This is a genomic window from Treponema denticola, from assembly GCF_024181605.1.
In the GTDB taxonomy this organism is placed as follows: domain Bacteria; phylum Spirochaetota; class Spirochaetia; order Treponematales; family Treponemataceae; genus Treponema_B; species Treponema_B denticola_B.
In genome coordinates this window covers 2,386,771-2,401,989 of the sequence record NZ_CP054477.1, presented here as the reverse complement: position 1 = coordinate 2,401,989, position 15,219 = coordinate 2,386,771, and the positions used below count along the sequence as shown (strand labels likewise).

11 protein-coding genes and 2 pseudogenes are annotated in these 15,219 nt (G+C 37.7%); 8 read left to right on the top strand and 5 right to left on the bottom strand.

Features of this window, described 5'->3' with window-relative positions:
* The first annotated feature begins 21 nt into the window (after positions 1-21).
* Positions 22-909 (top strand): DMT family transporter, encoded by an 888-nt coding sequence (locus E4N80_RS11235; protein WP_253699284.1) that lies wholly within the window; start codon positions 22-24, stop codon positions 907-909.
* Positions 910-927: 18 nt separating this feature from the next.
* Positions 928-1,716: a sulfite exporter TauE/SafE family protein gene (locus E4N80_RS11230; protein WP_253699283.1), complete on the top strand. Its 789-nt coding sequence runs from the start codon at positions 928-930 to the stop codon at positions 1,714-1,716.
* A gap of 1 nt (position 1,717) precedes the next feature.
* Here the strand turns inward: E4N80_RS11230 and E4N80_RS11225 are convergent, their stop codons facing one another.
* Both E4N80_RS11225 and E4N80_RS11220 read right to left on the bottom strand, forming a co-directional pair.
* On the bottom strand, positions 1,718-2,617 hold the full coding sequence (locus E4N80_RS11225; protein ID WP_253699282.1) for an adenosine deaminase: 900 nt from the start codon (positions 2,615-2,617) through the stop codon (positions 1,718-1,720).
* A gap of 107 nt (positions 2,618-2,724) precedes the next feature.
* Positions 2,725-3,492 carry an alpha/beta hydrolase gene (locus E4N80_RS11220; RefSeq protein ID WP_253699281.1) on the bottom strand — a complete coding sequence of 256 codons (768 nt, stop codon included), beginning with the start codon at positions 3,490-3,492 and terminating at the stop codon, positions 2,725-2,727.
* A 199-nt stretch (positions 3,493-3,691) separates the two neighbouring features.
* On the opposite strand from E4N80_RS11220, the gene E4N80_RS11215 reads away from it, so the two are divergent.
* The 6 genes from E4N80_RS11215 (at position 3,692) to pcp (ending at position 11,145) form a co-directional block, all read left to right on the top strand.
* Entirely contained in the window at positions 3,692-5,017 is a 1,326-nt protein-coding gene (locus tag E4N80_RS11215) for a hypothetical protein (RefSeq protein ID WP_253699280.1), read from the top strand.
* A 154-nt stretch (positions 5,018-5,171) separates the two neighbouring features.
* Entirely contained in the window at positions 5,172-6,980 is a 1,809-nt protein-coding gene (locus E4N80_RS11210) for an ABC transporter permease (protein WP_366796967.1), read from the top strand.
* Positions 6,980-8,647, top strand: coding sequence for an ABC transporter ATP-binding protein (locus E4N80_RS11205; RefSeq protein ID WP_253699278.1), 1,668 nt, complete (start codon positions 6,980-6,982; stop codon positions 8,645-8,647). The genes E4N80_RS11210 and E4N80_RS11205 overlap by 1 nt, the downstream gene beginning before the upstream one ends.
* Before the next feature lie 161 nt (positions 8,648-8,808).
* The gene (locus E4N80_RS11200; protein WP_253683024.1) at positions 8,809-9,483 is read left to right on the top strand and encodes a DUF969 domain-containing protein; all 675 of its coding nucleotides are present in this window, start codon (positions 8,809-8,811) and stop codon (positions 9,481-9,483) included.
* On the top strand, positions 9,476-10,474 hold the full coding sequence (locus E4N80_RS11195; protein WP_253699277.1) for a DUF979 domain-containing protein: 999 nt from the start codon (positions 9,476-9,478) through the stop codon (positions 10,472-10,474). The genes E4N80_RS11200 and E4N80_RS11195 overlap by 8 nt, the downstream gene beginning before the upstream one ends.
* 17 nt (positions 10,475-10,491) lie before the next feature.
* Positions 10,492-11,145, top strand: coding sequence for a pyroglutamyl-peptidase I (gene pcp, locus E4N80_RS11190; protein WP_253699276.1), 654 nt, complete (start codon positions 10,492-10,494; stop codon positions 11,143-11,145).
* A gap of 104 nt (positions 11,146-11,249) precedes the next feature.
* Here the strand turns inward: pcp and E4N80_RS11185 are convergent.
* The 3 genes and pseudogenes from E4N80_RS11185 to E4N80_RS11175 form a co-directional block, all read right to left on the bottom strand.
* Positions 11,250-11,564: pseudogene (locus E4N80_RS11185) on the bottom strand (CZB domain-containing protein); the annotation flags it as partial.
* Positions 11,565-11,651: 87 nt separating this feature from the next.
* A pseudogene (locus E4N80_RS11180) lies at positions 11,652-13,739 on the bottom strand (methyl-accepting chemotaxis protein); the annotation flags it as partial.
* Between the two features lie 22 nt (positions 13,740-13,761).
* On the bottom strand, positions 13,762-15,198 hold the full coding sequence (locus E4N80_RS11175; protein ID WP_253699275.1) for a nicotinate phosphoribosyltransferase: 1,437 nt from the start codon (positions 15,196-15,198) through the stop codon (positions 13,762-13,764).
* Positions 15,199-15,219: the final 21 nt, after the last annotated feature.

Below are 15,219 nucleotides of genomic sequence, written 5' to 3'. Positions count from 1 at the left end.
AATTATTTAGGAGTTGAAAAAATGAAATTAACATCGAAACAAAAGGGTATTATGTTTTTAATTTTGTCGGCTCTTTGCTTTGCATCGATGAATTTGTCGGCAAAGCTTGCCGGTAGTTTGCCTTCAATGCAGAAGGCTTTTTTTAGAAATCTAATAGCGGCTGTTGTGTCCTTTGCCGTGCTTATAAATTCAAAGGAAAAATTTCATTTGAATAAAAAAAATCTACCCTTCTTTTTTATGAGGGCAATTTTCGGCACTATGGGGATTGTCGGAAACTTTTATGCGATAGAGCACATGCTCCTTGCGGATGCTTCTATTCTTGCAAAACTGGCTCCTTTTTTTGCCATTCTGTTTTCTTTTTTATTTTTAAAGGAAAAAATAAAGCTATATCAAATCCTTGCGGTAATCACGGCTTTTTCGGCAAGCCTTCTTATAATAAAACCGGCCTTTGCAGATACAGGCCATGTGATTGCAGCTCTTATAGGAGCTTGCGGAGGAATGATGGCAGGAGCCGCCTATACTTGTGTCCGCTGTCTTTCTCTTAAAGGTGAAAAGGGTCCTCTCATCGTATTTTTCTTTTCATTTTTTTCGATTTTAATGCTGCTTCCGGTTTTTATTATTTTTTATCAACCGATGAGCCTTTATCAAATCATTATGCTCTTAATTGCAGGGCTTTTGGGAACGGGAGGTCAATTTTGTGTAACCGCAGCTTATGCCCATGCTCCGGCCGGTTCAATTTCGGTTTATGATTATACCCAAATAGTTTTTTCTGCAATTTTCGGATTTGCTTTTTTAGGAGAACTTCCCGACCGATGGAGCCTTTTGGGTTTTGCCATAATTTTTGCAGTAGCTCTTTTTATGTTCTTACACCATGAAGATAAGACAGAAGTTCATGTAGATTTAAATTGATATGGAGGAGAATAATTTATGTATATATCGTTACAGGCAATGATTTTTTTATGTTTTTGTGTTTTTCTTGCAGGTTTTGTAGATTCGGCTGCAGGCGGCGGCGGACTTATTTCTATTCCGGCCTATTTTTTTGTAGGTCTTCCGGCTCATACGGCTATAGGCTGTAATAAGTTTTCGGCAGCATGCGGGACAACTTTTTCGGCCTTTCGGTTTTTTAAACATGGAGCTCTTGAGTGGCGGATAGCCTTAGTTTCTGCCTTATTTTCTTTTATTTCTTCATATCTGGGCATGAAAATTGCCTTGGGAATAGACCAAGTTTTTCTAAAAAAAGCTATGATTTTAATACTTCCGGCAATAGCTTGTATTCTTTTATTAAAACGGAACTTCGGCAATGAAAATAAATCAAAGGAAATACCTCAAAAAAAGGCTTTTGCTTTGGCTGCTTTGATAGGTGCTTGTGTAGGTTTTTATGACGGGCTTATAGGGCCGGGAACAGGGACGATTGCGATTATAGCTTATTCTGCATGGATGAGGTATGACCTAAAAACGGCATCGGGGAATGCCAAGCTTTTAAACCTCGCTTCAAATTATGCTTCGTTGACGGCCGTTCTTTTGAATAATAAGGTTATTTTTTCAATTGCAATTCCTGCTGCTGTTTGCGGTATTATCGGGAATTACTTAGGTGCGGGATTTGCTTTAAAGAAAGGTGCTGCATTTATCAGGCCGCTTATGATTGTGGTTATAATCTTGTTGTTTGCAAAATTATTTTATGATGTATTCGGCGAGAGGATCTTAGGGTTATTTTAAATTATCTGACAGACATCAGCTTATCGGCTTCTTTTTCGGTTATTAGGTTTACCTTGACAAGGTCATAAAACTGCTCGCTGTTTGTTTTTCCAAAAAAGAGAATATCATCGGTTCCTATGCTTATAGGAACTCCTGCATCCATCATTTTTCGTAACGGATGGGATTTTAGATCTTTGACTGCCCCCAGCATTACATTGCTCTGCGGACAAACATTGCAGCGAATTTTTCTGTCGGCTAAAAATTGCAGCACCTTATCGTTTTGGGCTGCCCCTATACCATGCTGTACTTCGTCCAAATTAAACATTTCAACAAAATTCTTGACTGAAGCCGCATCCGAGAATTCTCCGATATGAGCTTTCTTTTTTAAGCCGTATTTTTCGGCCAATTTAAATATATATAGGCACTGTTCTATACCCTCGGAAACTTCAGGGCCGTAAAGGTCTATATTTTTAAAAACCTTTGATGACATCATTGGTTCTATCCATTGTTTTAAAAAACTTTGATCTATGGTCTTTGATATTCCCAGCTCAGGAATGATTTTGATTTTATTTTTATATTTTTTTACTATATTGCTTATTCCTTCCAAAAAAGCATCCAAATTTTCGTTAAATTGTCTGATAAAGCTAATATCAACGGATCCTTCAATAGAAACAACATTGTCTTTTATTGCAGTTAGTATGGACATTTCTATCAGATCTATAACGTGTTTTGATGTCGTACATGCAGGACGGGTATATTTTCCGATTATCTCATGCATTTCATCAAGACCGTTCATTTTTCGGGGAAAATTGGGAATTTCAAAACCAGCCCATTTTTTATAGTCGGAATACTCCATACTTAAATTTAAATGATTATGAGTATCAGCTTTGGGCTGCTTTTTATAGTAATCAAAATCTCTCATTAATATTTCCTTGTACTATACAGTATAAGTATATCACTCTTTTTTAAAAAAGTCATATCAAATATACAATAATCCTGCAATATTATCGGTAAATTTTACTAAAAAGTTTAATCCTTTAGGAATTCTATTATTTTTTTTGCTACAAGCTCCTTTTCAACATCATTTGTAACAACATGACTGCTTTTTTCGAGTATAAGATACTCATTTTGAGTTCTTAAATTCTTATCCATGAGGTCTTTTACTTTAAATGACACTAAATTGTCTGCTTTTGATAAAATTGTAAGAGTTTGGGATTTGATAAAAATCATATTTTTTATTGCTAATTTTTGAAGCTTATACAGGTCAGCAGATTTTTCTAAATACTCTATACCATTGTAGTCCGCTATTGCTCTGCCGTATTCGGGATCGTTTTCATAAGTTTTTTTGACGGTTGATGCCTTTTTGATAAAAAACTTTAAAAAAGGAGTAAGTTTTATCCGATTATCTTTTGCAATAAAAGCCGGAGCACATAAAAATATCTTTTCAGGATTAAAACGTGCTGCAATCAGAGAGGTTAGTACCCCCCCCATCGAAAGACCGCCGACAAAAACTCGTTCATACATTGCACAGAGATCAATGTACTCATCACAAACTTTGCGCAGCCAATCCTTCCAGTTACTAGCCAAAAAATCATTCTTATTTGTGCCGTGTCCGGGAAGTCGAGGTATGTAGACATTGTAGCCGGCTTCATTTAGCTGATGACCCAGCCAAATCATTTCACGCGTAGAGCCCGTGTAACCATGAATCAGTAAAATAGCCGGAGCGGTTTTTAGACCTTTTAAAAAAAAGGGCTTCGTTGTATCTGAAAGTTTAATAGGATAATTGTCAAAAAACACGTAAAATCTCCTTTAAGTCTAAGCACGCTCTAACATTATATATCTTTTTTTGTAAATAAACTAGATATTATACCGTAAATTTTTAACCTTTTCAAACGAGGTGAGCAGTTTATTTTATACATAGAAGCAAATAGCTCTTGTGCATTTAAAGAATATGTAATATATTTATGGAAAGATATACAACATAGGGAGATTTTAAATGAAAAAAATCATTTCAGTATTATCAATCGCACTGCTATTGCTTGCAATATCAAGCTGCGGAGGCAAGTCGGAAAAGAACAGCACTGTTCTTAAAGTAATAAAAGAAGCCGAAGGAATGACCCTTGATCAGCTTTTTGAAAAGGCCTATGAAGAGTCAAACGGAAAGGTTCTAAAAGGTTTGGGTAACTCAAGCCGTGGTAAGACTGCGGGAGAGACCTTTGTTGAGGCAATGAAGGCAAAATATCCTGACTATACCGGAAAAATAGATTGGTCTCAGCCTAAGAACAATACTATTTTTGACCAGCTTACAAACGATAATAAAAACGTTAATCCCGAATTTTCTATGACTCTTATTCAGGATGGAGCACAGATTAAGGCTAAGATGATTGATACGGGCATCTTACATAATTTTGTTCCTAAAGAATGGAAAGAATCTGCGGGTACCGATATGAAAGAAAACGGAAATCCCTTGGCCTTGCAAACTTTGAGTAAAGTTTTTATGTACAATAATGTCGAAGCTTCAAACAAGTTTTTAAATGTCTGGGATTTTGTAAAAGAAGGTCAAAGTCCGCTGTTTATGGGCTTGGAATCCGAACCTATCGGAAAAAACTTTTTGCTCATGCTTACTCATGAAAAGTATTCAAAGGTTGTAAAAGCCGCTTATGATGCTTTGCCTGAAGCCGATAAAGCTTATTTTAAGCCCATTGTAGACGGCTTGGAAAAAACGGCTAAAGAGCTTGGCTTAAATGAAAACGGAAAATATGCCCTAGCATGGATCAAACTATTTGTTTCTCAGTTTAACATGAAAACCGATGACGGCCCCATCAGCGTAGACTTGGTAAAAAAATCTTCTAAAGATCAAACCGGTTTATTGGTTTATTCCAAATTACGTTCTATAAAGGAAACAGACGAATCTTCCGTAAACAATATTACCGTTGCTGCTTATCAGGACGGATATATCGGCTTCGGAGGCTATGCATATAAGCACTATTTGCAGGTTCTAAACAATGCTCCTCTTCCTTGGACGGCATGTGCCTTTATCGCTTACATGGTAACTACAAAGGAAGGCTTCCATCCTTGGGGAAAGGATATGGGCGGATACAGCTCCAATCCTGCTATCAATCAAGATCACAGCATGGACGGATATGTTGATGAAGAAGTAAACGGCGAAGTTAAAAAAATAAATAAATTCCCCGCTAAAAACGATAGAGGTTATGACTGGTGGACAGGTGAAGGAAAAGGCGGCTTAATTGTCGAAGAGCCCGTATACTGTGCAAGTGTAACCTTTACCGTAGGTGAATGGATCAGCTCTTTAAGAAACTAAAAGATTATTAAAAAATTAATCTGAATTTATTAAGCCTCTAAAAACTATGACAGGTTTTTAGAGGCTTTATTATTAAATGTATGCTTCTGCCGTATGGTAAAGAAGAATATTGCATAAATGCTTTAGTTATAGTATAATCAAAGGAAGATAATGTGTGGAGGAGATTTTGGCTAAGACAATTCCGGTTTTTTTAAATCAAAGTAAGGATTTTTTTAGAAAACCTCAAAACCTGATATTGCTGATATTCGGTATCGTGCTTTCGGTTACAACTATAGCTCCGATAGTAACTATTCTTTTGGACACGGTTACGGTTCATCCCGGTACCATAGATGCTATGCATGGGCCTGACGGTTTTACCGTTTTTAACTGGAAAGATATTTTTACCGGCTCTCTTGCCATAAGGAATTTTTGGAACCCGCTTACAAACACTCTGCTGCTTGCGATATTCAGCTGTATAGGGGCTATCTTAATAGGCGGAATTTTTGCATATTTGATTACACGCACAAATATAAAATGCAAAAAATATCTTAATGTCGTTTTTATTTTTCCGTATATAATGCCTCAGTGGACATTGGCTCTTACTTGGATGAACCTCTTTAAGAGTACTGCCGTTACGGGAGGCTCTAACGGAATACTTGCAGATCTTTTCGGAGTTACAATGCCTGCATGGTGGGCTGAGGGCCTATTCCCCGCAATTGTTGTTTTGTCCCTGCACTATGCAGCCTTTGCCTATATTTTAATCGGCGGTATATTTAAAAATATGGATTCCAATTTGGAAGAAGCCGCCTTGATTTTAAATACCTCAAAATCAAAGATTTTCCGCAAAGTAACCCTTCCATTATTAAGACCTGCCATCCTATCGACCATCTTGCTCGTTTTCGGAAGTGCTATGGGTAGCTATCCGGTTCCTCACTATTTAAAACTGACAACCCTTTCCACCAAATATATAGACTTAAAGGTTGTAAGAACGGGGCAGGCCAGTATTATCGGCGTAGTGATGATGCTCTTCGGAATTTTAATTCTGATTACAAACAGGCTCAGCATGAAATCCCGAAAAAATTATACGACAATTACCGGAAAAAGCGGACAGGTCAGCAAAGTAAATGTGGGAAAAATCGGGCAATATTTAATTCCTGCAATTTTAATTATCTTTACCTTATTTACCGGAATATATCCGGTTATCTCCTTTGCCTTTGAAACCTTTTTGCCTAACCCTGGAGACTACAGCTTTTTTAGGACGGGTAATTTTGCAAACCTAACCTTAAAATGGTGGACACATCACTCGGCAGAAGATGTCGGTATGTACGGACAATTCGGTATTTTATATAACCGTGCCTTTTGGATGAGTTTTAAAGGAACAATGATTGTTGCCTTTTTCTGCGCCTTCCTTGCAGGAACGATAGGGCTTTTGATAGGCTATTCGGTAAGCAAGCATAGAAGAAACAAGTTTGCAAATTACGTAAACGACATAGCTTTTTTGCCCTACCTTTTGCCTTCGCTTGCAGTTGGTATAGCCTTCTTTATATTCGGGTCTATGCTGGGAATATATGATACATTTTTACTTTTAATAATAGTCGGAACAATTAAGTATATTCCTTTTTCGTCGAGAAGCTCTCTTAACTCGATGCTTCAAATCAGCAATGAAATAGAAGAGTCGGCCTTGATACAGGATACGCCCTGGCATAAGCGTATGACAAGGATAATAATTCCCATTCAAAAGACGGCAATTTTAAGCGGTTATCTTTTGCCCTTTATAACCTGTGTTCGGGAATTAACCTTATTTATGCTCTTGTGCAGTCAATCCAAGATAAGCACAACCATGCTTGACTATTATGACGAAATGGGCTTATACGCCTTTTCAAGTGCAATCAACTTAATTTTAATTATATTTATTTTGGCCGTAAATTTCGGATTAAACAAGCTTACAAAGGCCGGAATTGATTCAGGACTAGGAGGAAGATAATGCCTGAGATAATTTTACAAAACCTTACCAAAAGATGGGGAAAATTTTACGGAACTGATAATTTAAATTTAACCATAGAAAATAATTCGTTTATTACCCTGCTGGGACCTTCAGGCTGCGGCAAAACAACAACGCTTAGAATGATTGCCGGTCTTGAAACTCCGACAAGCGGAAAGATAATCATCGACGGGGAAACGGTTTTTGACAGCGAGAAAGGTATAAACATTCCTGCAAATAAAAGAAAGGTCGGTTTTTTGTTTCAAAACTATGCCCTTTGGCCGAATATGACCGTTTATGAAAACATAAGTTTCGGCTTAAAAAACATCAAAGAGCTCATGCCTCTCTGCGATTTTGAAATTAAAAGAATAGATGACTTAAAAAAGATTTTAAATGAATGTGGAAAAGCTGTGGAAATTATTATCGACTCGCAGACTAAAGACAAGAAAAAAGGTAATAGACTTGATGAAAAAACAGCCTTGATAAAGTTAATAGATAACTTTATTATTTCAGAATATACGGCAAAAACGATTTTGTCTTACGGGCTTGAAAAAGCTGAAAATCGTGAAGAAAAAGTAAAGGCAATAATTGCTTCTTTAGATGAAAAGAGGGCATCTCTTTTAGAGAAACACAAGAAAAATGGGTTTTCGGTAAATGGCAACTACGAACTTGTAGATGAAAAAGGCGAAGTTATAAAAAAAATACGTAAGCTCGAAAACGAAGAAATAGACTTAATAGTCCGCCGTGTTTCCCGCATCGTAAAAATCGGAATGTTTATGGATCGGTATCCCAATGAGCTTTCAGGCGGACAACAGCAAAGGGTTGCCATTGCCCGAACCTTAGCTCCCGGGCCCAAAGTGCTTTTTATGGATGAGCCCCTTTCAAACCTTGATGCAAAACTCCGGCTTGAAATGCGGAGCGAATTGCAGCGCCTTCATTTGGATACAAAATCAACATTTATCTATGTTACCCATGATCAGCTGGAAGCTATGACTCTGGCAACAAAGATATGCTTGATGGATAACAGTCTTTTGCAGCAATATGATGCACCATTGGATATCTATGAAAAACCGGTAAACTTATTTACCGCAGATTTTATAGGCAATCCTTCGATAAATTTTATAGAAGCTGCGGGCGAAACTTCTGCAGAAGGAGATTTTAATTTAAGCTGTTTAGAAGGCTTGAAATTTAAGTTTAAGCCCGCTCAAAAAATAGATTATAAAGAATGGCTTTTGCAAACAGAGGCTGAAATTAAAAAACAAAGAGAAGAAGAAGCTGAGCGCACAAAAAATGCAGAAAAGGAAAATAAGATTTTGCCTTTTAAGTATCACATTGCAAAGGCCGATGAAGCAGAGTTTGATTTAAATTCTCCGGCACCTACTGAAAAAGATTTTATCATCGGAGTCCGACCTGAGTTTATCAAAATACACGAAAACGGAAAACTAACAGGTTCTATATACAGCTCGATGCCCACAGGTATGGAAACTACCGTCAAAATTAAGGTGGGGAACTTCCTTTTAACGGGTGTCGTATTTTTAAATATAACCTACAAGATAGGTGAAAAAATAAAATTCGATATTGAAGGCGATAGGATTATGCTCTTTTCAAGCCTTAATCAAAGATTGATTTCTTTGGGCTGCTTGGAAAAAGAGGATGTGGAAAGTGTTTAATAATATAATTATATTTTTATAAGGAGTATGTAATTGTGAAAAAAATTATCGGTTTTTTGTGTTATCTGTTGTTAATAACAATTTTTTACAATAATAGACAAAGCCTTATTTTTTTAGTAAGATGAGCGGACAAAATTGTAAACCAATAAAAGGAGTTGGATATGAACTATTTGGTTTTAATAGGTGTTGTAATTATCATCGCCGGTTTTATTTTAAAACTTGATGTAGTTGCAGTCGTTTTGATTTCAGGTCTTGTAACAGGCTTGATTGCAAAGATGGGATTTGTTGAAGTCCTTAATGCAATAGGCACAGGTTTTGTAAACAACCGTTACATGAGCTTGTTTTTTATTTCTTTTCCTGTAATCGCTATTATGGAACGTTACGGATTAAAGGAAAGAGCTGCAGAATTCATTAAAAAGATTAAGGGAGCAAGTGCCGGTATGGTTATTTGGCTCTACATTCTTATACGAACAATTGCTTCGGCATTTTCGATCAGATTGGGCGGTCATGTTCAGTTTATCAGACCATTAATCCTCCCTATGGCTGAAGGAGCTGCTCAAAAACATGTAAAGCTTACCGAAGACGACATCGAAAAAATTAAGGGGCTGGCAGGAGCTTCCGAAAACTATGGAAACTTTTTCGGTCAAAATATTTTTCCCGTTGCATCAGGAGTTCTTTTAATTACAGGAACTTTAAAAGAACAGGGTTTGGATATAAGCAATATCGATGTTGCTAAATATTCAATCTTGGCAGGTGTTGCAATGGTTCTTATAGCCTTAGTACAGTGCTGGCTCTTTGAAAAATCACTTAGAAAAGGAGAAAAGGCAGATGTTTAGTTTTATTCATAATAATACAATGGTTATAGATGAAATCGTTTACGGCCTTTGCGGTCTTGTTTCAATTATCACGGCCGTAATCTCCTTAAAAGATAAAAAGAATCCAATCGGAACATTCTTGTTCTGGGGAATCTTAGGATTTTTGTTTATGTTCGGTAAAGTTATCGTTCTTAACGTACCTTACGGAGGTGCCATTATCGGAGGCTTACTCATTGTTTTGGGCGGTTTTACTCTTACAAAACAAGTAAAAGTTGCGGATATTAAGTCGGCAACAAAAGAGGAAATTACTGAAAATTCAAAAAAAGTAGGTAACAAGATTTTTATCCCCGCCGTTTTAATTGGTGTTGTTGCGATGTTATTGGCTCAAATGAAGAGCTTTAAAATTTCGCTTGGAACAAATGCTGCCGGAAAAGAAATAATCTTCGGTTTTTCTACTGCACAAGTTGTAGGCCTTGCCTCGATAGTTGCCCTTATTTTTGCAATAATTTTAACCAAACCGAAAATGAAAGATACAATCAACGATACTTCAAAGATGCTGATGCAGGTAGGCTCTTCAAGTTTACTTCCTCAGCTCCTCGGCGTTTTGGGTGCAATTTTTGCAACAGCCGGAATAGGTAAGATAATCGGCCATTTTGCAAGCGGTATTGTTCCTCAGGGTGTTCCCGTACTGGGTGTTATCGCTTATTGTCTTGGAATGGTAATCTTTACGATGATTATGGGAAATGCTTTTGCTGCCTTTACCGTTATCACAATCGGTGTAGGTGTTCCCTTTGTAATTGCACAAGGCGGAAATCCTGCTGTTGTAGGAGCCTTAGGTATGACTTGCGGATACTGCGGTACGCTTTTAACACCTATGGCAGCAAACTTTAACATTGTTCCTGCAGCAATTTTGGAAACTAAAAATAAATATACATTGATTAAGGCTCAAGCCCTTATGTCTTTTGCTTTGATTATTGTTCATATTATTTTGATGTTGATATTTGCTTTTTAAAATTAGTGAGGAGATAAATGAAAATTTTAGTTACCGGTTTTGATCCTTTCGGCGGCGAAAAGATTAATCCGGCCCTTGAAACAATTAAACTTCTTCCCAATGAAATTTTGGGGGCAAAAATTATCAAGCTGGAAATTCCGACGGTTATCGGAAAATCCGTAGCAAAGATAAAAGAAATGATCGAAAAAGAAAACCCTGATGTGGTTTTAAGTATCGGTCAAGCCGGAAACCGGGCCGATATTTCGGTTGAAAGAATCGGTATAAATATTGATGACTGCCGAATTCCCGATAACGAGGGTAATCAGCCCATTGATGAACCCGTTGTAAAAGACGGGCCTGCCGCCTACTTTGTTACTCTGCCCATCAAGGCCATTGTCGAAAAGGTAAAAGCCGGTAAAATACCTGCTTCAATATCGAATACGGCAGGAACTTTTATTTGCAACCATGTCTGCTATGGCGTAGCTCATATTGCCGCGGAAAGAACAGCTCAGGGCAAACCGACGAAAAGCGGTTTTATTCATATTCCATTTTTGCCCGAACAGGTTATCGGAAAACCCGCCTTAACGCCTTCAATGAGTTTGGAGATGATTGTAAAAGGAATTCAGCTTGCAATCGAGGCTATTGTCGAAAATAATTCCGACATAAAAGTTTCGGGCGGTAAAATTTGCTAAAATACGTTTTTTAAGAATTTATCTTAAATTTTAAAAACGCCTATTAGGATTAAATATCTTAATAGGCGTTTTCTATTGAAATTATAATCAGCTTCTTTTTATTTTTACAAGCCTGTTTCATTTTTTAGGGCTGTAACGGCCGCAGTGACTTCATTTGAAGAGGTGCTGAATGGGCTTCCCGTATTAAGCATGGCTTCAGCTTCGGTAAATTTTCCTTCATTTATTGCAAAGGCTACCTTTCCTGCTTCCGTATGAAAGGCGGCATGTTTGGCCAAACAGTTTTTGTATGATGCCAAGTTACCGTATTTTGTCTTTGCTTCACCGTGAAGCCATTTTCCAAATTCGCATTCCGAATCCTTTGAAATAGTTCCTGCATCAAGAGTTTCTTTTGCTGAAATAGCGGCGCGGAGTTTAACTTTCCATTTTACATGGGTTTTGATTGCCCCTTCAAGATTAATCGATACTTCTTCTTTTTTATTTTCTGAGAATTTTATTTGATTGCTTGTCTTGAATTTACCTACTTCTTTAACAAGGTTATCAATGCTTTGCTTGTTATTTTGCGTTATTACGGCAACTTTCTCCATTGCGGTAGAGATTTGCCCTGCTCCTTTAGCCATTTCGTTCATATTGTTTGTTATGACATGGGTGAGGCTGTCAAGTTTGCTCATTTCTTCTGCAACACCTTCACCTCCTTTTAGCATTTCTTCAGAGCCTGCCTGAACTTCGGCGGTAATTCTGTTTATGTCTTTGATAGCGGTAAGTACTTCTTGACTGCCGTGCTGCTGTTCCTCCATGGCGTTCATCAAGGTTGTACTCATTTGTTTTACCTGCTCGGATAGGGTAAAAATAATATTAAACTTCGATTCAGCCGTTTTTGCAGAATCAGACAATATTTCAATCTCTCCGGATAAGTTTTTTAATGTAGATGTAATTGTTTTTCCTTGAGTGCTGGATTCTTCGGCAAGTTTTCTTATTTCATCGGCAACAACGGCAAACCCTTTTCCTGCCTCTCCTGCATGAGCAGCTTCAATGGCAGCGTTCATAGCCAAAAGATTTGTCTGACTCGCAATGTGCTGAATAACTGTTGATGCTTCCAATAAGCCTCCCGATTCTTCGGAAATTTCTTGTGTTACCGTATTTGCATTTGTAACGGTTTTTTTGCCGTCAGCTGTGGCTTCTGCAAGGGTCTTAATAACTTCATCGGTTTTTCCGAGAGTCCTTGTAATAGAGCTTATATTTGCTACCATTTCTTCAATAGCGGAAGATGATTCGGCTACACTCGCAGCTTGACTTTCTATATTGTTATTCAGTTGTTTTATTGTGCGGATTATTTCTTCCATAGTGGTAGCCGTTTCCGTTACACTTGCGGCTTGAGTCATGGCTTGCTGTTTTACATCTTCGATATTTGCCATGATCTGATGCACTGATCCGGCTGTTTCATTCATATTGCCTGCAAGATCGGTAGCTATGTTTTCCATTGTTACGGTGTTTACTCCTACAGCCTGAATGGAATCTTCTATTTTTTTGATGGTTTGATTAAAATAATTAGACATATCCGTAATTTCGTCATTTCCTTTAATGGGAAGTCTCACAGTTAGATCCCCGCCGCCTAACGAGATGTCTCTTAAAGCTGTAACGACACCATTAATCGGTTTTACAATACGTAAAGCTAGAATGAAGATTACGGCAATGGTACTTATTAAGATAATCAGACCTACAACATAAAGAGATATTTTTAAGATATTGACTATTCCCATAAACTCGCCTATGGGCGCCGAAATAATGACCGTCCAATCCGTTGCTTTAATATGAGCAAAAGAAGCGATTTCAGTTTCTCCTTCCCAAGAGAAAGAACCTACAGAAGGTGTTTTTTCGTTTATAGCTATTTGTTCAAAAGCTGCTATACTTTCAAAAGAGGGATCCTTTTTTGCCTTATCTACACTGGACTCAAGTTTTGAAACAATTTCCGTATCTTTATCGGCAATTGTTATTCCGCTTAAGCCTATGATGTAGCAGCCGCCCGAATCTCCTACCTTTATATCTTTTATGTCATTCGATAACTTAAAGCCGTCAACGGATGCGGCTAATACTCCTATAATTTTATTGTCTTCATTATAAATGGGAACGGCAAATGCGGTGATTAAAGAACCGCTAGAACGTGAAGTTATCGGCTCTGAAGCAAATTTTTTACCTGATACACTGACTTTATACCACTCAAGATCTCCTACAAATATCTTTTTACCTGTATTTGTATATCGGTTCCCATTTAAATCTGCTATGTTAAGTTCTAGAATATTATTATCTAAAGCACTTTGTTTTTGTAAATACAGCGATTTTTGAGAATAGCTTGTTTCGAGATCGGTTAAGGCAGGAGATCTTGCAATACCTTCCAAAAGCTGAAAGAAGGCATTTATTCTTCCGTCTATAATTTCAGCCGTATCCTTTGCTTTATCAATCAAATGAGTTTCGGCCTTTTCCTTTACGGCTTTTTCAGCAATATTTACGGCTATAATTCCGAAAATAAAAAGTGCGGCAGCAACCAAGGCACCAAAGATAACGATCAGTTTATTACGGATCGAAAAACGTTTTTTCATAATTTTCACCTCCAAAATTATTTCAGTTTTTAAAAACCGGTTTATTTTTTATCAGTTTCTGTTTTAAATCCCTCATCTTTTCGCTTAAAGAAACCTTGTATATGTGGGGGTTTAAAAGACGTTTTGAAGTATAATCCAAACTGTCGAGTTGCTTTTCTGCATAGGCTTTGATTTCTTTAAGACTTGGAGCCTTGCCGACAGCCTTGCCGTTTTCAATACGCTTTTCTAAAAGAGGTTGAACCTTTGTCGGTGTAAATGTAAAATTTTGATAATCGTTTGCAGGATGATAAAAGGTCTGTTCCACACCCTCTTCAAGTTTTTCGTTTTCAAGGGTTAACACATCTGCCTTAAAGGTTCCATCAGGATTGTATAGGCGCCAAACCTGTTTACATGCAGGGTTAGTCATCTTTGCGGGATTATCTGAAAATTTCATAACAGGAGTCCATTCCGTTTCTCCTAAGCTCTTGCGTGCTGCCATTTTGTATACGCCTGTAAGGGAAGCCTCATTTCCGCCCGTGACCATGTGAGTACCTACTCCCCAAGAATCTATAGGTGCATTGTTTTGAACTAGGGATTCTACAATTTCTTCCGTCAGTTCGTTTGAAACGGAAATCTTTGCCGTAGGACAACCGGCTTCATCGAGGCGCTTCCGCACATCCTTACTCAAATAATAAATATCGCCCGAATCGAGGCGGACACCGAAGTTTTTCCCCTTTTCTTGCAACCGTTTTCCTACTTTGATAGCATTTACAATACCCGAACGGAGGGTATCATAAGTATCTATTAAAAATATTGAATTGTCGGGATACATGTCGGCATAGGCCTGAAAAGCATCCTCTTCGTTTTTAAAAGACATTATCCATGAGTGGGCCATTGTTCCGAGGGCGGGTATGCCGAGTTCCTTAGCAGCAAGGGAATTGCTTGTGCCGAAGGCTCCGCCTATGTAGGCTGCCCGTGTTGCACTCATAGCTCCGTCATTGCCCTGAGCTCGGCGGAGGCCGAATTCCATTATAGCTCCCTTTTTTGAGGCCAGCCAAATTCGGGCTGTTTTGGTTGCTATAAGGGTTTGGAAATTTATCATGTTTAAAATTAGGCCTTCCAAGAGCAAGGCTTCAACCGTATCGGCTTCGATACGGATTAAGGGCTCATTCGGGAAAACGACACTGCCTTCTTTTATTGCCCAAATATTGCCTGAGAATTTAAAATCGGCAATATATTCTAAAAAATCTTTTTCGAATATTCCGAGAGACTTAAGCCAGTCTATATCGCTTTTTTCAAAGTGAAAATTTTGAATGGTTTCTAAGAGGGGTTCAAGTCCTGCAAAGACGGAATACCCCCCCTTAAATGGGTTGGTTCTAAAAAACATGTCAAAAACGGTTTTTGTATTATTTCCTTTTTTCCAAAAACCTTGAGCCATTGTCAATTCATAAAAGTCTGAAAATAAAGCATTATCAATCATAAATTTTACCTCATATAATAT